At 42.8% G+C, this 21,950-nt stretch carries 11 protein-coding genes and 1 pseudogene; all 12 read left to right on the forward strand.

Features of this window, described 5'->3' with window-relative positions; genetic code table 11:
* Window positions 1-17 precede the first annotated feature (17 nt).
* A complete protein-coding gene (locus AB6E30_RS19410) occupies window positions 18-1,595 on the forward strand; it encodes an N-6 DNA methylase (RefSeq protein WP_372104917.1) in 1,578 nt (525 codons plus the stop codon).
* Complete coding sequence (locus AB6E30_RS19415) at window positions 1,595-3,094, forward strand: restriction endonuclease subunit S (protein WP_372104919.1); 1,500 nt, start codon at window positions 1,595-1,597, stop codon at window positions 3,092-3,094. The genes AB6E30_RS19410 and AB6E30_RS19415 overlap by 1 nt, the downstream gene beginning before the upstream one ends.
* A 150-nt stretch (window positions 3,095-3,244) precedes the next feature.
* Window positions 3,245-3,601, forward strand: coding sequence for a hypothetical protein (locus tag AB6E30_RS19420; RefSeq protein ID WP_372104921.1), 357 nt, complete (start codon window positions 3,245-3,247; stop codon window positions 3,599-3,601).
* Window positions 3,602-3,846: 245 nt separating this feature from the next.
* Window positions 3,847-7,353, forward strand: a complete 3,507-nt coding sequence (locus tag AB6E30_RS19425) for an STY4851/ECs_5259 family protein (RefSeq protein ID WP_372104923.1) — start codon at window positions 3,847-3,849, stop codon at window positions 7,351-7,353.
* 9 nt (window positions 7,354-7,362) lie between these two features.
* Window positions 7,363-13,626 (forward strand): DEAD/DEAH box helicase, encoded by a 6,264-nt coding sequence (locus AB6E30_RS19430; protein WP_372104925.1) that lies wholly within the window; start codon window positions 7,363-7,365, stop codon window positions 13,624-13,626.
* A gap of 777 nt (window positions 13,627-14,403) precedes the next feature.
* Window positions 14,404-14,925: a DUF6508 domain-containing protein gene (locus AB6E30_RS19435; protein WP_372104927.1), complete on the forward strand. Its 522-nt coding sequence runs from the start codon at window positions 14,404-14,406 to the stop codon at window positions 14,923-14,925.
* Window positions 14,926-15,101: 176 nt separating this feature from the next.
* Window positions 15,102-17,528: an McrB family protein gene (locus AB6E30_RS19440; protein ID WP_372104929.1), complete on the forward strand. Its 2,427-nt coding sequence runs from the start codon at window positions 15,102-15,104 to the stop codon at window positions 17,526-17,528.
* Window positions 17,528-18,820, forward strand: a complete 1,293-nt coding sequence (locus AB6E30_RS19445; protein ID WP_372104931.1) for an McrC family protein — start codon at window positions 17,528-17,530, stop codon at window positions 18,818-18,820. Before AB6E30_RS19440 ends, AB6E30_RS19445 begins: the two co-directional genes overlap by 1 nt.
* 286 nt (window positions 18,821-19,106) lie before the next feature.
* Window positions 19,107-19,262 (forward strand): hypothetical protein, encoded by a 156-nt coding sequence (locus AB6E30_RS19450; protein ID WP_372104932.1) that lies wholly within the window; start codon window positions 19,107-19,109, stop codon window positions 19,260-19,262.
* A gap of 53 nt (window positions 19,263-19,315) precedes the next feature.
* Entirely contained in the window at window positions 19,316-19,672 is a 357-nt protein-coding gene (locus AB6E30_RS19455) for a DUF4236 domain-containing protein (protein WP_372104934.1), read from the forward strand.
* Window positions 19,673-19,696: 24 nt separating this feature from the next.
* On the forward strand, window positions 19,697-21,520 hold the full coding sequence (locus tag AB6E30_RS19460) for a metallophosphoesterase (RefSeq protein ID WP_372104936.1): 1,824 nt from the start codon (window positions 19,697-19,699) through the stop codon (window positions 21,518-21,520).
* Window positions 21,521-21,536: 16 nt separating this feature from the next.
* A pseudogene (locus tag AB6E30_RS19465) lies at window positions 21,537-21,845 on the forward strand (diguanylate cyclase domain-containing protein); the annotation flags it as partial.
* Window positions 21,846-21,950: the final 105 nt, after the last annotated feature.

Here is a 21,950-nt window from a genome sequence, read left to right on the forward strand (position 1 = left end):
TCATTAGGAATGAAAATATGAATACTAACGAAATTGTCGGCAAACTGTGGAACCTGTGTAACGTATTGCGTGATGACGGCATCACCTACCAAGATTACGTCACCGAGCTGGCATCGCTATTATTCATAAAAATGTGTGATGAGCTAGAAGACAAGCAAGAGCTGCTACCAGAAGGGATGCGCTGGCAAGATCTGAAAGCCAAAAATGGCTTAGATCAGTTACAGTTTTATCGCCGCATGCTGGTGGAACTGGGTGAAGATGAACACAGCATCGTGCGCGCTATTTTCGCCAACGTGAACACCAATATCGACAAGCCCAAGCACCTGCAAGAGCTGATTGCAGGCATGGATAAACTTGACTGGTACGGCTCTAGCCGTGAAGATTTTGGTGACATGTACGAAGGCTTGCTAGAGAAAAACGCAGGCGAAACCAAATCTGGCGCAGGCCAATACTTTACGCCGCGTCCACTGATCGACACTATGACGGCCTTATTGCAACCACAAGCAGGCGAAGTGATACAAGATCCCGCATCAGGCACAGCAGGTTTCTTGATCTCGGCAGACCGTTTTATTAAACACGAAACCGATGATCTTGAAGACTTAACCTCACCACAAATCGAATTCCAGCAGCGTCAAGCGTTCCAAGGTATCGAGCTTGTTTCTGGCACGCGCCGTTTAGCACTAATGAACTGCTTATTGCACGACATCGAAGGCCCGAAAAACAGCGAAGGGCCAATCATGCTTGGTAACACCTTAAGTGGTGATGGTGAAACCTTAGCACCTGCCGATGTGATTTTAACCAACCCTCCATTTGGTAGTGCCAAAGGGGCAGGGGTGAGCCGTGAATTCACTCACATGACACAAAACAAACAGCTCGCCTTTATGCAGCACATCTACACCAACCTCAAACCGGGTGGTCGTTCTGCGGTGGTGATCCCAGATAACGTGTTGTTTGAATCAGGTGCGGGTACGCGTATTCGCCAAGACTTAATGGACAAATGCAACCTGCACACCATTTTGCGCTTGCCGACAGGTATCTTCTACGCTCAGGGCGTAAAGACCAACGTACTCTTCTTCCAAAAAGGCACGCCAGAGAATAAGAACCAAGACAAAGGTTGCACCAAAGAGACATGGGTATTCGATATGCGTACCAACATGAACACCTTTGGTAAGCGCCGACCACTGACTGAAAAGCACTTTGAAGCCTTTATCAATGCTTACGGTGCAGACAAAAACGGTCAATCACCTCGTCAAGAAGGTGTTTACGAGACTTTGGGCAACATTTTTGCTGAAAGTCAGGACAGTGTTGAACACACTATCGAAAACGCTCGTTTCCGCAAGTTTAGTCGTGACTACATTCGCGACCAGAAAAGCGATAGCCTAGATATATCATGGCTAAAAGACCTAGAAGCCACCAGTGCCGAAAACCTACCAGAACCAGAAGTGTTAGCAGGGGAAGCGATGGCAGAGCTTACCGAAGCCATGTCTGAGATCTACCAACTGATGCAAGCACTTGGCGCGAATGATGAAGCCGAAGGGCAAAAGCAGTTGCTCGAAGAAGCCTTTGGCTTGACAGAAAAGCCGGAGGCAGAGTAATGAGTGAATTGCCTAAGGGGTGGGTATCTTCAGTCGTTTCTGACTTAGCAAAAGTTGAAAGTGGTGTCGGATTTCCAAAAAAACATCAAGGTATGGAAACAAAAGATATTCCCGTATACAAAGTTGGTGATATATCTAGATCGGTTCAAGCTGGTAAGTCATCACTTAGTGAGTCTTCAAACTATGTAGACGAGACAGTTAGGCTCGCAATGAAAGGAAAGCTGTACCCTATAGGTAGCACATTATTTGCCAAAATAGGTGAGGCATTGAGACTGAATCGTAGGGGCTACGTTTCACTTGCCGGGATTGCTGATAACAATGTGATGGGAGTAATACCAGAGGCTCTCGTTGATAGTAAACTGATGTTCTACTTTCTTAAAACGGTCGATCTTTCTGAGTTTTCTAGATCATCGGCTGTACCATCAATACGAAAGGGTGATGTAGAAGATCTAAGTTACCCACTTGCCCCACTAGCCGAACAAAAACGCATCGTTGAAAAACTCGATGAGGTATTGACACAGGTTGACACCATCAAAGCTCGCCTAGATGGCATCCCAGACTTGCTAAAACGCTTCCGCCAATCGGTACTCGCTTCTGCGGTGTCGGGTAAGTTGACGGAAGAATGGCGCGGACAGAATGACTCTAAAGGTTTTGAATTATCTGAGTTTGCCAAGTTTTGGGATCAAGAGTATTCCAAGGCTGGCAAGAAGTATTCAGCTCCTAAGATTATTGAAGATAGCCAAGTTAGCTCGATTTTGCCCAATTCTTGGTTAGATACTTGTGTTGGTAAGATTTTCGATGTTCACGTTGGAGCTACACCTAGCAGAAAAGACCCAATGTATTGGGGCGGAGATATTCCATGGGTAAGTAGCGGTGAAGTGGCATTCAGTTTTATTACCGAAACAAATGAAAAAATAACCCAATCTGGCTTATCTAACTCATCGACTAAAATACATCCTCACGGGACGGTAATGCTCGCAATGATTGGGCAGGGCAAGACTAGAGGGCAACCAGCAATTCTAAGAATAGAAGCGGCTCATAACCAAAATACAGCCGCTTTGCGAGTTCCTGAAGGAATGTGTGTGTCTGAGTTTTTGTATTACTGCCTATGGGAGAAATATGAAGAGACTAGACGTGTAGGCTCTGGGAACAACCAAAAAGCCTTGAATAAATCAGCTGTTCAAAACTTACACTTTCCGTGTCCGCCTTATAACGAACAAAAAGAAATCGTCCGCCTCATCGATCAATACTTCGCTTTCGCTGACACCATCGAAGCTCAAGTGAATAACGCACAGGCGAGGGTAGATAACCTCACCCAAAGCATCTTGGCAAAAGCCTTCAGAGGTGAGTTGGTGGCGCAAGATCCAACTGACGAGCCTGCCGACAAACTGCTAGAGCGCATAGCTAAGGCACGCGCAGAGGCCGAAGCCCTAGCCAAGGCCGCCAAAAAAGCGGAAGCGGCGAAGAAAAGAGCAGCGAAGAAAGCTACTCAAGCTTAATTCAGCGTTAAGTCAATGTTGGCCCAGCGGCGTACCGAGCGGAGCCGTTGGGCTGCTTACCTTTGACTCGTTGGTAATAGCCGTTATTCCTTAAAACAACACCCTATTATTTATAATTTAGCCAATTAATGATTGATGGTAGTAATGTGTATGAAAAAAGCTTCATTTATCGGCGTTCTGGCTGCGGTTACCCTGATGAGCCCTTCGGCTTTTGCCGAAGACCCAACCGTCTCGCATATCACCGGCCCAGACAATTCGGCCATTAACGCATTGGCATCCCTGGTTGGCCTTAGCCAAGTGTGTATGGATAGGGGGTTATATGTCACCGAGTTTATGGTTGATAACGTCTTATTATTAGGTGAGAAAGAGTACGGCAATTTCTTCTATTCCGATTTCTTTTCAGACAAAGTGGAGAAGTGGGAACAAGCTGCGCGACAGCAGCAAAACATCAGCAATGAGTGTTTAAACTTCGCCACTGAGTTCAATGTTGGCTTTAATCGTGGCTAACATTGGCGTTTCTGGCCGTAATGCCCCAGAACAAGGCAGCAAGGCCAGAAAAACCAACCCAAAGCGACAATCATAAGCTTATTAACCGCTTAACTTTACCTAGATCAGTTAGCCTCTGTTTAAACAATGGTAAATTTTTCAATATGCTGTGCTGATATACAAAGGCTGCACAAGCGTGCTTTGGCGTTGAGGTATCTCAAACTTTAATAGCCCCAAGACTTTAATTGATTATAAACAGGTGATCTATGACCACATCAAACCCATCAGGTAGCCGCTCCTTAAAAGGGACCCTCTCTATTCAACGTGCACCTTCGGTGGGGAAGTGGCTCAGTGAGTTTGTCCGTCAGCGAGGATCAAATGCCGTATTCGCCTGCGATGGCCTGTATCAATTCCACATGACAGAGCAAGAGTACGCTGAGCTGCAATCGCTATTGCGCAGTAGTACCAACTTTACGGTAAAAAATTCCTTTTCAACAGAGTGGTGCGGGGCATTTGTTCTGTTTGGTGCGGAGTGGTTTCGCCGTGAATACACACGGGATTGGAGCTGGCAGCCGATTTTTGAACGGCTAGGTTTTGAAGGGGGAGGTTTTGAGCTTACCCCTGCACAAGTGAGTGACGTGGTAACAAGGGGCGTGACGGTTTATTGGAAAAAACCCTTGGCTCGCTTTGGTGCTAATCATAACGATTATGTGGGCTCGGTGTTTCGACAAGGGGGCTTACCGTCGAACTTACTTTCATTAGATATCTATTCTACGCAATCTAACCACTATCAAGATGCGTTCTTTGCTATTTTCGAACGCTTTCAAGAGGCTAAGTCCTTTGGTCAACGCGCTATCAAAAGCCTCATTCGTACCCGAATCACCAGTTTTCCTGAAAACCTGCAATCGGATACGACAGTTACGCTCATCGCCAACATGGCGGATAAACTCGATGCACTGGTGTATCAATTTGAATTAGACAGCCAAACAAACCCAGCACAATACTTGGATGAACAGTTTCCGCGCTGGCGAGAAAGCTTTCCACTGCCATTAGAAGATGAAACCGGCTCGGCATTTTTGAGCCAGCTGTTATCAACAGCATCAAAAGAGGTGAGCAAAGTTGCCCAAGTTCGTAAACAGCTCCAGTGCCGTCACTTTGCGTCTTTTGCTAACCAGGCCATCTATTCTCGAATCACGTTGCCGCATCGATGTCATTTCGATATTTCAAAAGAGAACGTGACATCAAGCCGTGTTGATCTTGCTGTGTACGAAGGGGACAGCCAGATAGCGTCGTTAGGAACAGGCTTTGCTCAGTTTTCTGATGTAAGTAGTGGTTCTATTTGCGGTGATGAAAGTGAATTAGGGCATGGAATGCGTGTTCGCATACGTAACCCTATCGTTGAGATTCGTCGTAACAACCCAAGCAGTGAGTTGTATATTGTTGCCATGCAAGCGGGTTGCCGATTAGGTGACATTCGCTTATCAAATAGTTCTGTTGATGTCGGGGAGTCACCGTTAACGTTAGTCGAGAGTGGCGATAAGTGGGCGATACTAAGTCAATCGACGTTGACTACCAATAAATCAAATCTTGCGGTGATCTTACCTGAGGGAGCAACAATCACCTCAGTATATGGTCAGTTAAAGCAAACAGAATTTACCTTTGGCTCTTTGTTCGTGCACCTATTTGAAGGGCAGTGTGAGGTGATTTCTGCTGAATCAGAGCGATATGTTCTTACTTCCAGCTCTAACGATTTTGATGCCGGAGACTACACCTTAAGAGGTCAGCAGCTGAAATACAAAACGGTTCCTGCATTAGTGTTTAAGGGTGTTCCATCGGTTATTGAAAATAGAAAGCTTAAAAGTAGCGACTCTAATAACAAGGAATTTAGCGATCTATGTGGAGAATCATCAGTCGAGGTATTTCTCAATAACGCCGCATTGAGCACTGTGAGTTTAGGTGAGTGCTACGGACGACAATTATTGACCGCTAAAGATAGCGCAGGGTTAGTACAGCTGAAGAAGCGCATCGGTATTTTACCTAAAGACTTTGATATCCAGATTAAAAATGGCGATAAACCCAATGAAGGGTTTGTCCGGTTACATACAACATCGCCCTGTATTTGTAAGTTACTGAGTGAAAATGTTGAGCTTGTATCAATGAGCAGTAAAAACGGCGCAAAAGAGCTTCATGTCATGGCGGCGGGTAAACCACCCGCAAAAATTAAACTCGAAGTGCAAGCAAGCTTGTTAGCGAAACCGATTACTATTGAAGTACCTTTCCCTGCAAGAGGGGCCGTTGCTTACAGTAAATCAGGTAGAGCCCTAGCACCAAGATTAGCGGTTGATGAATTATTGGGCAGCCGACTGTTTTTGTTCTCAACACATGGAATGCCAGCCACTTTTCAATTGGAAGCGGTGTTAAGTGCTAAAGGACGCAGGAATGTAAATAGACAGCTCACTCCTTATTTTCGTTGGAACTACAAAGTCACAAACCAGCCGATTGAAGTCAGCTTATATAGCATTAAAAGTGCGATATTAGAGCTGCTCTCAATGACGGAATCTTTAGACAGTGAAGTTGAACTGAGAGTGACAGGACCTGGTCGAACGTTGAGTTATATCGTTAGCCACTTTTCGACTAATCTAGAGCATGATCGCATTGAAAATACGGTTGGGATTCGCTCAACCGTTGTGACTGATGCAAGCCAAGTAAAACCAGTGCTTATGTCGCTCTCTAACCCTGAACAAAAGGTATTGCCTTTGGTCAGCCGAGCTAGTGAAGGCGTTGAAACCGGAGAGTTTGATTTACCTGACTTTCTTTTAACTGACTCTCTTTTATCTGATCCAGATAACCAGGGGCCTTGGCTAGTGATACCGAGTGAATCTGTTGATGAGTCGTATGATGTTTCTTTCCGCGCTAAGTTTTTTGCTGGCAAACCAAATGAGCGAGAGGGGGAGGTAAGGACTCTTCAAAAAGCGTCTCAGCTTTTCCACCCGCGCTTTGAACCGAATGTGATTGCTGATGTGATCGCACAAATGGCGAACGATTGGACGCACAGTGGGTGGGCTTATCTTGATGCCACAAATAAAAACTATGGCTACTTGCCGATGTCGACCTTTGAGGTGTGGCGTCATTTAGTTCGTGATTATCGAGCCCTTGCTGTCGCACTGTTTCGTTTGGAGTTTAATCAGAAGTGGGTATCGCAACTAGAGTCTGAGTTGCCGTTGCTGTGGGAGCAAATCTCGATTGCAGATTGGCAGCATGCGATCTCACTGTCTAAATCGACACTGACTGCGGTTGGCATTGACGTTTCTATGGTTGATCAGTTGGTTAAGCAGCAAGTAGAGAAGCTTGGCGACGCCGTTCCCATTTTAAATGATGCGTCAATTAAAGAGCTACTGCTCACGGGCAAAACGAACAACATTCCTGCGCCAATCACTCAAGTTATGTTGCAAGGCTGGTATCAAGATCTTTTGCATACCCACTGCGAAGACGATGAGTGGCCAACGGAGTTTGGTCAGGAGTTAAGTATGTGGTGTCAGAACTTGAAACTTATTCCTTTTGATTTCAAACCCAATGCAGGGTTTCAATCAGGGGTGGTGTATTGGCCTATTTTTGCAGCTGCAATAGCGTGTGGCAGGGTACCTAAAGAGGTATTAGAGGCGTTCCCTGTAGAAGCGATATTCCACCTTCGTAAATTACGCGATTTTGACCGCGAATGGTTTGAACCTGTTTATCGCCTATTCGTTACTATTTTTTCAAACTTACCACGATAAGGATCTGTTATGGCACGCTACTTTACTGATTTAGTTGAGCAGTCGATCTCAAGAGCGAAAGAGTCAACACTGAGTGTTCTGGGGATCACGGATCCTATTTTACGCAACCATTTAAGCGAGATCATGTCATCGGAATGTGGTGATGAAAATGCCTTTCTTGCGCCGCCCTTGTTCGAACATACCTTTGGTTGGGAATATGCGACGCCAAAGGTCAAAGATCTAGAAGGCAGTTTATTGTCAAAAGCGGTCATTAACGCCTTGGATGATAAATCCAATGATCGTTACCGCTTTGAATCTGGTTTCAACCCATTTAAGCACCAACTCACCGCGTGGCAAACGTTGCTTGATGAAAAACCGCATTCTGCGATTGTGACTTCAGGTACGGGCTCTGGAAAAACGGAATGTTTTATGGTGCCAGTACTGGAAGATTTGTACCGTGAGCAGCAACGAACGCAATCTCCGTTAGTGGGGGTAAGAGCGCTGTTTCTTTATCCTTTAAATGCCCTGATTAACTCTCAACAAGAACGCTTAGATGCTTGGACAAAACATTTTGGTAACCGCATTCGCTATTGTCTGTATAACGGTAATACAGAGAACAGCGAAAACAAGATGCGCAAAGCGCAGGGTGAAAGGCCAAATGAGGTGCTCTCACGAGAGCTAATGCGTAAAGAGCCTGCGCCTATTCTAGTAACGAATGGAACGATGCTTGAGTACATGCTAGTGAGGCAAATTGATGCGCCAATCATTGAACGTTCAAGACAGGAAAAGTCATTACGTTGGATAGTGCTCGATGAGGCTCACACCTACGTAGGTTCACAAGCTGCAGAACTGTCTCTTCAACTTCGTCGAGTGTTGCAAGCATTCGGTGTGGAAGCTAAAAATGTCCGCTTTGTCGCCACGTCAGCAACGATTGCAGATGCTAATGCAAATGAGCAACTTCAAGAGTATTTATCAAAACTTGCGGATGTACCCAAAGAGCAGATCAAGGTGATTGGTGGTCGTCGAGTCATACCAGAACTCGACTTTGTTGAGTCGGACTCGATGACACTCACTGAGATAGAGGCTATTGAACCTGAGGGAGAAGAGGCTAAAAAGCGCGACCCAGAAGTGTCGGCTGCACGTTACTCTGCACTTCAAAGCTGCACTTTCGCTCATGTCCTTCGTGATGTGATTGTGAAAAGCCTGTCACCTTTAACGTTATTAGAAATCAATAAGAAAACGGCGCAGAAGTCGGGTAATCCAACGATTAGCCAGCATGAATTATTACGTTGGTTAGATTTGCTTACAGGGACAAAAAAAGACGCGAAGTCTGAAGCTTTCTTAAAGCTGCGTGCGCACTTTTTTCAACGTATGACCAATGGCTTGTGGTCTTGTGTGGATAGTAACTGTCGGTGTAAAAAGGGGACGAAACTGGAAAAAGGCTGGCCATTTGGTTATGTGTATTCAGTTCAGAGACAAAAGTGTGACTGCGGTGCGCCGATATTAGAACTGACCTTCTGCTTAGAGTGTAATGAACCTCACCTGATGGGCTTAGACAAAAAAGGCAAGTTACTACAGTGGAACGGCAGCGCGGGTGATGAGTTTTCTCTTCAGCAAGACTTTTCCGAAGAACAGGATATTGAAATTCAGCAGCTTGATGATAGCGCTCGCTTTCCAGAGATGTTTGGCTCTAAACAAGACGAAGAGGGTTTTTACAGCTCGATTAATATCAGTAAAGACGGGGTGATTGGGTCGGTAGAACCTGGCTACTCTCTGATGTTTGATGATGCAAAACAGCAATCGTGCTGTGGTTGTAATTTTGAAGGTTATAACCAAGGCTCTCCATTTCGTAGAGCGATGTTAGGCGCACCATTTTACATTGCTAACGTTGTTCCTACCTTACTTGAATTCTGCCCGGATATTTCTACCACTGGCGCTGAAGGGCCACAGTCACTGCCAGCACGAGGCCGACGCTTAATCACGTTTACTGACAGTCGGCAGGGGACTGCGCGTTTATCGGTACGTATGCAGCAAGAGGCAGAACGCTCTAAACTACGTGGCTCTGTGGTTGAAGTATTACGTGAAAAACAGCTTGATCAACCCGTGAGCAATGATCAACCTGCAGAAGGTGTATCCGCAGAGGCGATGTTAGCGCAAGCGGCTAGCTTAAGAGTCATGGGTATGAACGACATGGCGGATCAACTGGAAGAAAAAGCTCGTGCCCTTAACAGTGGTGGAGCTGCGATCAAACTCGTGGAAATACCTTGGGATGAAATGGTCACCGAATTAGCTAAGATGAGTGACTTCAATGGTGCGATGTTCCAATACAACCAGTACCTATCACCGGAAATATTTAAGACCTCTGATGGCAGCACCAAACTAGCCGATATGCTGCTTTTTAGAGAGTTCTCCCGTCGCCCTAAAAGACAAAATAACTCAGAAACTCAGGGCATGGTTAAAGTCAATTATCTTGGTCTTGATAAGATCAAAAGCAGCCCGGCACATTGGGAAGACTACGGTTACACGCTAGAAGATTGGTTAGATTTTGTGAAAGTGTCACTCGATTTCTTTGTACGAGAGAACAACTACTTACGTCTAGAAGAAGGTGGCTGGCTTAAATGGGTGGGGAGCCGATTTGCCTCGAAAGCGCTGCGTAACCCTGATTCTGATGAAGCGAATGAAGGCCGTGTGAAAAAATGGCCGCAGATCCGAAGTGCTAATCATAATCGATTGGTTAAACTGCTCACCGCGACTTCGACGATTGATGCAAGCTCATCAAAGGGTAGAGACATCATTAACGCATGGCTCACCGCGGTATGGCGTGACTTAACCATTAATGCTCGTATTTTGTCGGCGGATAACAACCGATTTGCTCTGGATCGTAAAAAATTCACCTTTTCGTTCATCGATAAAGTGTTTGTTTGCCCGGTAACCAATAAGCTGTTTGATACTACCTTCAAAGGGGTTTCTCCGTACTTGCCTCGTAAAGTTGAAGACATTAGTAGATATCAATGTATTGAGGTTGATTTCCCATGTGTTTGGGAGGTCGAGGCTAAGCAATTCGATTTTCAAAAAGGCTTAAAACATATTCGTAGCACGGTAGCGGATAACCCAAAGGTTCAGTATTTACGTGAACATAATTTGTGGACGGATATTAATGACCGTGCAATAGAGGGCGGGCTGTATTATCGAACCGCTGAACACTCGGCGCAGCAAAGTGCTGACCGCCTTAATGAGTACGAAAAGCTATTTAAACTAGGTAAAATCAATGTTCTAAACTGTTCGACCACCATGGAGATGGGGGTTGATATCGGTGGTATTAGTGCTGTTGTGATGAATAACGTACCACCCCATCCGGCAAACTATTTACAACGAGCAGGGCGTGCAGGCCGAAGCAAGGAGTCACGTGCAATTTCTTATACTTTGTGTAAAGGGAACCCGCATGACCAACAAGTTTTTCAGCAACCAGACTGGCCGTTTGTCACGCAAATTCCGGCACCATATGTGGCGTTTAATTCACAGCGCTTAATACAGCGTCATGTTAATTCATTATTACTGTCTCTGTTTTTGAAAACTCAAGTAGGTTCAACAACTAAAGAGACAACATCCCTGAATTTGGAGTGGTTCTATTTACCACAAGGAAGTTCTATCTGTGATGCACTGTTAACTTGGCTAGAGAGCGATGGAGCGTTGTTTGATAGTGACGTATCGGCTTTGGTTAGAGGTACTGGGCTTGCGGGTACTCAACCTAGCATTTTACGATCTAATGCAGCTGAGGTTATCAAGAAGCTTAGAGAAACATGGTTTGTTGATTACAACTATATTGCGAGTGAGTTGAAGGGCATTGATAGTGATACCCCTTACGCTTATCGCCTAAATATTGAAAAAGTGAGACTAGGGCAAGAGTACTTATTAAGAGAGCTTGCTTCAAAGGCATTTCTACCAGGTTACGGTTTCCCAACGGATGTGGTGAACTTTGATAATAATAATATTGAAGACTTCATTCGAGAAAAGCAGAGAAAAGAGAAAAAAGGCAATGAGCGTGAGGATAACGTTTCTCGATTTAGAGGCTTACCAAGTCGTAACCTAGCTGTTGCGATTCGTGAATACTCCCCAGGTTCAGAAATTGTATTAGATGGACGCGTTTTCCGCTCTGGAGGCGTGACACTGCATTGGCATAATGCCTCTGATTCGGGCGTCAATGAAGCGCAAAAATTTGACATGGCATGGCGTTGTGATGCTTGTGGTCAAACAGGCTATGAAGAGACGGTGTCAGCCTCTTCTTTAGATATGAAGTGTACGAACTCTTTGTGTGGCGCACCGATAAAAGGTAAGCACATTAGGCAGGTATTACAGCCAACAGGTTTTGCAACAGACTTTTATCATGGGCCTTCAAATGATATTTCGATGCAAAAATACATTCCGGTTGAAGATGCATGGGTATCGACAGGTAACGCCACTCATATCGATCTGCCCAATAGCGCGATGGGGTATATGACCTCAACCGCTGATGGTACTGTGTTTAACCATTCATCGGGAGAGCATGGTAAAGGGTATGCACTTTGTATGACGTGTGGACGTGCTGAATCACTCTCTAAAAATGGGGATTATCCGAAAATACTCAACCCTAGTGAGCCTCATCGACCTCTAAAAGCAGTGAAAAAAGATAAGAAAGGGGATGGGAATGTAAGTTGTGATGGTTCTGCGACGATAATGAAAGGTATCCATCTTGGGTGTCACTCGAAAACAGACGTCTTCGAGCTAGTTTTAACGCACCCTGAAAGAAATGAGTATATTGACGATACCACGGAAGGGCGCGTAATCGGGACAACGTTAGCGATCTCTCTTCGCTCTGCATTGGCTAATCAGTTAGGGATTTCAATTTCGGAAATTGGTTATGCTATTCGGCCTGCCATGATCGAAGGAAGTACCTCTGCGTTGGTCATACAGCTATATGATTCGATATCAGGTGGAGCAGGATTTTCTAGTTCAGCCAATCAATATATTCAGGCGATCCTGAATAAAATGGTCGAAGGGTTAAATTGTGATCACTGTGAAAGTGGTTGTAGTGACTGTCTTTTAGAGTCAGATACACGTTATGACATCGATTATATAGACACACAGTTAGCCAGAGGTTGGTTAGGTACTGATTTCACTTTGCACAATGAAGTACCAGAAACGTTAAGATCCTTTACCGGTGCTATTTATCAACCCACATCAGTGTCAGCCGCAATACGCAATCAAATCAACCATGGTGCAGATGGATTAACGGTATGGCTAAGTGAAGATGAATCGGAGTGGGATCTTACCCATCCTAACTTCAAGCGTTCGATCATTACTTACCTTACTTCAGATGAATTAAATCTAACGATAGTGATTCCTCACGCAGACATTTCAGAGGAAACGAAAGAAGATCTATGGACCTTACAAACCCTAGGTGCACGAATTGCTATTGGTAAACAAGCTAAGCCTCAAATTGTTGCTCAATTGAACAATGGCGAGAATATAGTAACCATCGCCAGTTCAGAGAGCGGAAACGCAGAGCCTGGTCAGCAATGGCACACTGCGAATGGGGTTGTGGTTTTAACTAAGCAGGAGCCACTTGAAAAAAGTGAGACTTTTAAAGTCGTACTAGAATCTTCTTCTGTTGACGTGGCATCGAATTTAACCGATACAATTGAAATAGTAAGCCAATTCAATGGCAAGCTTATTTCATTTGGCTCCGCTTTTTGGAACGGGATCTTTGGTAGCAATTCAGAGCTGTTAAGTTTCCTTTCGACAGAAAAGATTGTAGCGGTTAAATATAGCGACCGTTATATTCAAAGCCCTTCATCAATGTTGATGATTACTCAACTGTTAGGGTTTATTTGCCAAGGAACAAAAACAATCACGTCACTGGTCATTGAGACGCTCTATCATGAAAAGCAAACAATGGGGAATTACCTGCACCATGATTGGCAAGATAGAGATGAATTTATTGAAGCTTACGAAATGTGGGTTGAACATAAAGCTTCGATAAAACCTAAAGTTATCTGCCATGACAACCGGTCTGATATCGCCCATAGACGACGACTAACGCTGGAATTACAATCAGGTAAAAAGCTAGTATTTAAACTTGATCAAGGTGTTGGCTATTGGCAATTACGTGAAGAAAACTCGAAGTTCTCTACCGTTAAACATAATTTCCATTCTGATTTAGTTCCTCAGTTAGCAGCACTAGATTCTTTAGAAAAGGCACTGATTGTTAGAAACAGCGAATCTTGGTCTACCGATGTAAGCTATCAAATTAGATAAGTACTCTTTTAGAGTGCGCATACGAGTTGTGCGCACTCTATCAACAGATCGATTACCATTTTAAATACAAGTCGTAAGTCACTATTAATTTGTCACTACAGACGTATATCAGGCTAACCTAATTAAGTTTACTCAATCTCATACGCACCCTTCATAAGCTTACGAACCTCAACGAGTGTGTTAACTGAACTAATATTACCTCTCTACAAAATAACCAAGCAATAGAGAGGCCATTTCGTGTGTATAGACGAACGTCATAATGAACAAAATCATCAGTTTAGCTCGCCAAAGGTATCCAATGAAAATCTGATTTAACGGTTAAAGAAGCAACGATGCGAAGTGTCCGCTATTAAAAAGTATGACTTATGCGTAGATGACATTATATGCCAAATGAAGTTAGCTGAAGAGTCTGTATAGAAGTCGTTGGGCTGATGGAGCGAATATGAGTCAAGGAGTATAAAACATTTGGTCCGTTCAATTACGAAGAGATGAAGAAAAATAAAAGTATTATGAATGAAGTTATTACATCTTCTTGTCTTTGCATTCGTGGTGTTCGTTTCGACGCCACAGAGGTTTTGGTTTAATCAATTGCCTTTTTATTTCAACAGTCAAAAGAAAAATGCACCGTGCCAAAGGTCTCGAACTTTTTATAAATATCAATTATCTAAATGGAATAAATGATATTCCAGACTACGTCATGAGTATAGGGAACCGAGTGCGTTACAATTAGTTCGTTCTGGAACGATAACTCAATAGAATCAAGTAGGAAGCATCACTATGCCAACACTCCAACAAATCCATGAATTTTTAAATAAGTTACATAGCAATGATTTTGATGATAGTGAACACACCGTGTACGATCTACTTTATGGATACGATTTTATTCTGAAAGACTTCGACTGGACGCAATACCCAGATCAAAGCACACAGCAGCAAGCGGGTGGAAAAGTGCTTAAGCTTTTTGATTCATTATCCGAGTTAGAAATAACCGAATTGCTTAAATTGTGTAACGGAAATGACTACTTCAAAATACTGACAGCGGCGGTTCGGGGCGCTCGTTTTTGTGACGGGTATTGGGAAAAGTTTGTTGCTTCAGGAGCGCTTCGCGTTTGTCTTAATGCTATAGCGAAAAGCGTTGGTTACACACCGCTGCTGGTTATGTTACCTGAAGAAGTACAGTGTCAGCAGTATCTGTTGAAACAGCAAGAAGAATCAAAACTGCGCCGAGAGCAAATAAAGAAGAGAAAGGAAAAACAACGAATACAGGAAAACAATGACGATCAGGATTTTCTATTTTAATAAAACTATCCGAGCTTTTGAAAAGAAGAGCCGTAAAACAAAGTAGCGAATTTTAAAGTTAGGTCAATTGTAAAGGGCAGCGATTGACAGATTCATTAAGTCAAAACTTGCCCTAGAGATCGAAATGTGTGCCTCATTAAGTCGCGTGAATACTGAATTAACAGAGAAACTTAAATATGCCTAACGTTGAAATTGATACAAACGAACTTCATGCTAGAAACGAAATGTGGCAAGCATTTTTGACTGCTTGGCCTTATGAACGGGTTATGGCTATGACCCTCGAAGAATACAGTAACCCGGGTAGTAAAGACTCTTTCAGCTACTGGATTGAGTTCGGCACAACCAATTTAGGCTCAATTAAAGGGGGAGACTCAAGTAAGTTTGGGATCTATCGCCGAAAAAGTGCTCCTAAGGGCGAGCGTCCTCATATAGTCCACGGTGAAGCCTATAGTTGGAAAAGGAACTTAGGTGAAACGGAGCAATTAGCTTTCCAAGAAATAAAATCTCAAATTATACATGTAATTGATGCAGTCAAACGTGGTGATCTGGACGTTATTCAAGATTCGCCCTTACCAAACACGATAAAGTGGAAAACGGCTTTTTTGTATCAAGATCAAAGTTCTCCTAAGGTACTCGCCATTTTCAAAGAAGCTGTTTTTCAGCGTGCTTGTAAGAGCTCTGATATCACCATTGCTCAAGCGAATAATGAATTGTTGGCATGTAAGCCAGAAGGTGTAGATGCTGCGAGTTATACCTATCATGTATGGAATTTAAACCAACCGCCAGAAGATGAAATCATTGAACAGCTAAAAGAACACCTAACACTGGATATTCTTAATGGAATGAACAATGACAAGCTAGAGCTTCTTCACACGTTGACTGAGCTTGCTAACGAATCATCACTCGATATCTATCCAACTACAAAGACTGATCAACTTAAAATTGGTCGTCAAGGTAAGCCTGTTGAAGGCAAAGCGTCTGCCACATTCGCTATTATCAACCTTTCAAAGCGAAGCATTAGAGTTGCTATCGGTGAGCGCAGAGAAAATTTAACGCTAGCGTTGATCGAAGAGTTAGGGAAAACAATACCAGAGTTCGTGGAAGACAACCCAGTGGAAAGAGTTGGTTATTGGCCATGTGACTATGTGATAAGTGAAGGGATTGCGGAGTTATCTAACGTGGGAAAAAATACTATACAAGAAGTTATCAATCCAGTTAACAAGATTCTTTATGGACCTCCTGGAACGGGGAAGACATACCATTTACAGCAGATTGAAAAGCAGTATATCAGTACGCCCGAAGTTCAAGATGAGTCTCAATGGCTACAAGAAAAGCTAGATCCTCTTAATTGGATGCAAGTATTAGTCTTGTGCTTATTAGATCTTGATAAGCAAGTAAAAGTAAAACAGTTGGTAGAACATTCATATTTTCAATGTAAAACAAAGCTCAATAACAGAGATAAAAACTTAACAAATACTGCTTGGGCTGCCCTTCAGAGTTTTTCTATCCTTGAGTCAACCACCGTTGACTATAAATCTCATAGCGAGCCAGCGGTATTTGATAAAACAGCAGATGCTTACTGGTTCATCGTTGATGAAAAGCGTGAGTTAATCGAAGAGCTTGTCGACCTATATCAAGAGATAAAGCAAGGCCCCAAAGCGGACCAATTTATCAAGCGCTATAGTATGACAACTTTCCATCAGTCCTATGGTTATGAAGAGTTTATTGAGGGACTAAAGGCTGAGACAGACGAGAACGGTAACATTAGCTATTCCGTTGCTCCCGGTGTGTTCCTTAAATTATGTCAACGTGCGGAAGCAGACTCAAACCACCGCTATGCCATTTTTATTGATGAAATTAATCGTGGAAATATCTCAAAAATTTTCGGCGAGCTTATTTCATTAATTGAACTGGATAAGCGAGCAGGTTGTGAAAATGCCATGTCCATAAAGCTGACTTATAGTGGTAAAGAATTTAGTGTACCTGCTAACGTTGACATTATCGGCACAATGAACACGGCTGACCGTTCGTTAGCGATGATGGATACTGCATTACGTCGCCGTTTCGATTTTGTAGAGATGATGCCAGAACCTGAGCTTCTTGAAGACTGCTATGTAAAAGGCATCAATTTAGAACAACTTTTGATTGTTTTAAATCAGCGTATCGAAATACTTTACGATCGTGAGCATATGCTTGGGCATGCCTTCTTTATGCCAGTAAAGAAAACACTTGAAGAACAAGGTGAAGACCAGGCATTTGAAGCTTTGGAATTAGTATTTAAAAATAAAATTATCCCACTACTAGAAGAGTATTTTTTTGAAGATTGGGAGAAAATCCGCTTAGTGTTGGCCGATAATCAGAAATCCAAGAACCCAGGTTTACAGTTTGTCAAAAGAGTGGAGCTAAAAAATACGGATCTGAATAGCCTGTTTGGTAGTAACCATCAATTAGATCAATACGGGCAAACTCAAGTCCGTTATACACTTGCTAAACCAGAATCGAGCGTATGGAGTACACCGAACTCCTACTTAGGTGTGTACAACGTAAGTGGAATTGAAACTCACAACGAAGTCAATGATAGCGATGCGGTAAGTAATCAATAATGCATGCAACTGTTTTTGAATATGGTTACTTGTGTGCAGAATTAGAGGGAGAAGCCTATGGTTTTACCCTTATCTCACAACAGAGCTTCTGCTACTTGGAGCAGCTTTGTCTTGGGTCTAAGTCGCGAGAAATAGCGCAGCTTTTACAGCTTCGTGTTCGTAACGGATTGAAAGTACTCCAAGTGAAGAGTTATGTTGGCGTATTACGTACTCCTAACGGTGAGCAAATCGAAATTTTACCTAAGGTAGGGCGGCGCTCAAAAACCATTGAAAAGGGAGCTGATGAATCGCGTGAAATATTGTTAGCAATGTTAAAACGCTTGGGTGATTTTCGATTTATATCGTCTTCCAACTCGAGCGTTCAGTCACGCAAAATGCCCCTGTTCGATGTTTTTGTCGCTCAGTTTTTATCGGCAGTCAATGATCTCGTTAAGCGAGGTTTGAAAAGTGACTACGTTTCAGTACAAGACAATCTAGCTTACAAAAAGGGGAAGTTATTAACCGCCAAACAACTTCGCCATAATGTGGTTAATAAGCATAAGTTCTATGTAGAGTTTGATGAGTTTTTACAAAACAGACCTGCGAATAGGCTTATTCGAACAGCGTTAAGAAAACTTAGTGTGCAGCCTCTGGCTCCACACAATCAACGTTTGTTGCGTGAATTAGAATTTGCGTTTGCTGATGTCCCTTTTAGCTCGACGGTAAAGCAGGACTTTATGCGCATTAAAGTGGACAGAGGGATGAACCACTATCAAGCCCCTTTAGCCTGGGCTAAGATCATACTCGAGGATATGTCGCCATTAAGCATGAAAGGTGACTCTGAAGCGTTATCATTACTATTTCCAATGGAGTTGGTATTTGAACATTACGTTGCTTCTGTGCTTCGTAATGCATTGCCTAACGGGGCTGAATTATCAACTCAAGCCAGATCTCAATATTTAGTATCACACCATAGCCGTGAGCAGTTCATGCTAAAGCCTGATCTTATAATTACTCAGTCAAATAAGACCCAAATAGTTCTAGATACCAAGTGGAAGTTGGTTGATGTAAACGCCCACAATCAAGGTTTGTCCCAGTCAGATTTTTACCAAATGTTTGCTTACGGCCATAAATACCTGCCTATTGAGGGTGGTGACCTTGTATTGATATACCCAGCCCATGATGAGTTTAACGAAGCTATTGAACATAGCTTTGATTTCAGTGACACACTTAAGCTTTGGGTTGTCCCATTTAAAATCGATGTTAGTGGTAATAGCAAAGTGATTTGGCCTAATTCATTTCAGCCTTGCTAATTGGCTCTGGAATTTTTCAAGTAAATGACGAGATCTTAAGCTTGTGAAATCCTGTTAGAGACTGTTAACGGGTATGATTTTTAACATTATGTGGTTTAAAGAATAGACACTATTCAGGAACAAATGATGAGTAATAAAAAAAAAAGCAAATAAAGCCATTCTTAAACGTTACGAAGAGTCTATTGATCCTATTCGCGAGTTACATACTCAACTGTTCCCTGAAGAGTATGATTTTCATTACGACAGTAATGTAGAGATAAAATTGAGGGACAAAGGAATTAACCCAATGAGCGAAGATTATCAGCGAGAGGTGAACTTACGCCGCTTTGCTATGGGTGTTGAGCCATTTATGGGAAAGGTTGGAGTAGATGACCTTAGTGGGCTGATTTCAAGTGATAACTATTGCAAAAGTAAGCTAATTCAAAGTGATGATTCTAACTAAATCAGTTCACCATCTTTAATGTGTAAAAGAGTTAAAAAGAAGTTTGAGGACATATGGCATTTCGATTTTTTCGTTCTTTTGGTGGCCGGTGGTTGCGTTTTAATGTGTCTAAACGGGGCATATCGTGCACTGTGGGTAAAAAAGGGCTAGCAACGGCAACACTCAATAGTAGGGGGCAAATTACAAAAAATGTAAATACGCCTATTCAAGGATTAAGCTATCGAAAAACGACGTCTTTAAAAGGTGATTTGACTAAAAATACCAGATTGAGCACTAAACAAGAAGCAAAGTGCGATGCGCGCCCATTTGGCACTCACAATTATAATCGTCGAGAGTTAGAAGCGTTGCATGCCGCAGCCTTGAAAAGAATTGAAGCACTAGAAGCTCAGCTAGATGAGCAATCTCACTAATCCCTTTCTATTGGAACTTAGATAATGGCAATGATTGAATCTAAACATATTGATGCACTGTTTACCGACTTATCTCAATACGGTTTACGTGGGAACTCAGCTTTGTGGGCAATGCTTAAAGAGGCCTTGAATGAGACTGAAAAGCAGTTTACGGGAGAGCAACTTATTGAGTGGGTGTTAAATTTCACCCGAGAGAATATGTTCACTAGCCTTGTTAATGAGATTGAGAATTGCACCGGTTATCCGACAAATTGGAATATTCTAAGTGAGTACGGTTATCAAGAGAACTTTAACAATTCTTTAGAACAAATAGGAGCGGGTGGCAAGTCTGTTGAGTGCTGTGAATGGTTAACCGAATTTGTAGAAAAAATCCTCGCTAACGATGATATGGATACGGATCTTTATATTGAAGCCTTCAATCGCGGAGGAATGTCTGGTGGAGGTTTTCAGCTTGGTTGCTGGAAAATGGATATGCTACCCACTTTGATTAGCCGTATTCGTCAATTGGAAGAAGGTTTGAAGTTCAGGGCGAACCATAACCTAGATGAAATGCTATTTATTGGAGATGTACATGGCCAAGTTGAAAAGCTAGATGAGCTGCTTTCTCATTACTGTTGGCAGGAAGGTGATGCGAAACTGATTTTTGTCGGTGATCTTATTGATAATTCATTGGAGAGCGGAGCTGAACATTTAGCATTACTGAATAAGGTTAAACAGTGGGTTGACGATGGTCACGCACTTTGTCTTCTCGGAAACCATGAATTTAATGCAATCGGATGGTTATTGACGGACGATAAACGCAATTTCTGTCGTGACCGTACTAAGCCTGGCAACATTAAACAGCATCAATTGTTTATTAAACAAGTCGGGGAAGACAGTGCTGAACATAAAAAATGGGTCGAGTGGTTTAAACAGTTACCATTGTTCTTAAATTTTGGTGACATGACGGCTATTCACGCTTGTTGGCATGACCAGTCTATTCAGCGGTTACGTCCTTATCTCAATGACGATAATTCGTTAAAAGAAGAACATTGGTATGATGCGTTCAATACTGAGCATGAGCTATACCAACTTATTGAAATCTTGTTAAAAGGTCCGGAAGTTACGCTACCGAAGGGAAGCTCATTTTTAGATAAGAATGGCATTGAACGCAGTCAGATACGTGTGGCTTGGTGGAAAAATGTCTACTCAGTGGACAATTATCAAGATCTTGCTGTGGTATCTAAAGAGCAGAGAGAACGCATACCAACAATTAAACTGGCTAAAGGTGCAAAGAAGTACAATCAGGCACCATTGGTACCTGTTGTCATTGGTCACTACACATTAGAACCGACTCTTTTTCCGCAGGTATTAAGTAGCAAAGTCATTTGTGTCGATTTTAACGCAGCTAAAAACGAATACCCGTTGGTTAGCCTTCCTACGTGGAGTGACTTTTCTGAAAACATTCAAGAGAACACAGAATTCTGCTTTGTTGGTGAACCAGCACCAAGCCGCATAGTTAGCTGCGGTATCATGAGCATGCTTGATGATAAGGTCAATAGCTTGCCTAAACGCATTCAGAGCAGTGAATTCGAAACGTATGTATCGAAGGTATTGTTAGAGGAGTGGGATCCAATTGGCGTTCATGACCCAGATTACTTCGATGAAGACTTGTCTGATGAATACAGCGACTATGAAGAGTGTGTCAATCGACTAGCACAGGCCGGTGATATTGGGTCACTGGCTGCATACCTAATACTTACTGAACAACATGTCATTGGTCTTGAAAGACAAAATGCGGAATATCAGTGTTCAAAGGTTGCTTATGATCTGGTTAATAAATGGATTGAGATGGAAGATAAAAATTGATTCAGATGTGAGGTGGTTTGACTATATCTCTGGCTTTGCGTCATGCATAAAAAACAATGCAAAGTACAACATCATATCGGCTAGGGTTGGTGGTGATGAATTCATTGTCGTCATACACTCAGAAGAGGTTGGTTATGCTTCTGAGTTGGTCAATAAAATTCACGCTGAATTTCATGACTTCATTGAAAGCTTTCGTTGTGATGATGAGGTGCCACTCGGTTTTTCATATGGTTGTGGTACGGCGGATTCCCGAAGTTTCAACATCATAAATCTAATAAAGTCGTCCGATGAAAACATGTACCTCAACAAGAAGAACAAGATTTAGATGTTCGTTACAGGCGTAAAAAAGCCCACTAGTGTGGGCTTAGATGTAGACGGTGTTTTTCAAGGTAGTTGTCATCATTTGCTTACTTATTAAGCAGCTTCTCTT

The sequence above is a fragment of the Vibrio sp. 10N.247.311.12 genome (assembly GCF_041467515.1).
Lineage (GTDB): Bacteria > Pseudomonadota > Gammaproteobacteria > Enterobacterales > Vibrionaceae > Vibrio > Vibrio crassostreae_C.

Bases quoted from the DNA above. Each gene is read 5' to 3' on its own strand.
- AB6E30_RS19455 (WP_372104934.1), top strand. From the start codon at position 19,316: ATGGCATTTCGATTTTTTCGTTCTTTTGGTGGCCGGTGGTTGCGTTTT.
- AB6E30_RS19410 (WP_372104917.1), top strand. From the start codon at position 18: ATGAATACTAACGAAATTGTCGGCAAACTGTGGAACCTGTGTAACGTA.
- AB6E30_RS19440 (WP_372104929.1), top strand. From the start codon at position 15,102: ATGCCTAACGTTGAAATTGATACAAACGAACTTCATGCTAGAAACGAA.
- AB6E30_RS19420 (WP_372104921.1), top strand. From the start codon at position 3,245: ATGAAAAAAGCTTCATTTATCGGCGTTCTGGCTGCGGTTACCCTGATG.
- AB6E30_RS19430 (WP_372104925.1), top strand. From the start codon at position 7,363: ATGGCACGCTACTTTACTGATTTAGTTGAGCAGTCGATCTCAAGAGCG.
- AB6E30_RS19445 (WP_372104931.1), top strand. From the start codon at position 17,528: ATGCATGCAACTGTTTTTGAATATGGTTACTTGTGTGCAGAATTAGAG.
- AB6E30_RS19425 (WP_372104923.1), top strand. From the start codon at position 3,847: ATGACCACATCAAACCCATCAGGTAGCCGCTCCTTAAAAGGGACCCTC.
- AB6E30_RS19460 (WP_372104936.1), top strand. From the start codon at position 19,697: ATGGCAATGATTGAATCTAAACATATTGATGCACTGTTTACCGACTTA.
- AB6E30_RS19450 (WP_372104932.1), top strand. From the start codon at position 19,107: ATGAGCGAAGATTATCAGCGAGAGGTGAACTTACGCCGCTTTGCTATG.
- AB6E30_RS19435 (WP_372104927.1), top strand. From the start codon at position 14,404: ATGCCAACACTCCAACAAATCCATGAATTTTTAAATAAGTTACATAGC.
- AB6E30_RS19415 (WP_372104919.1), top strand. From the start codon at position 1,595: ATGAGTGAATTGCCTAAGGGGTGGGTATCTTCAGTCGTTTCTGACTTA.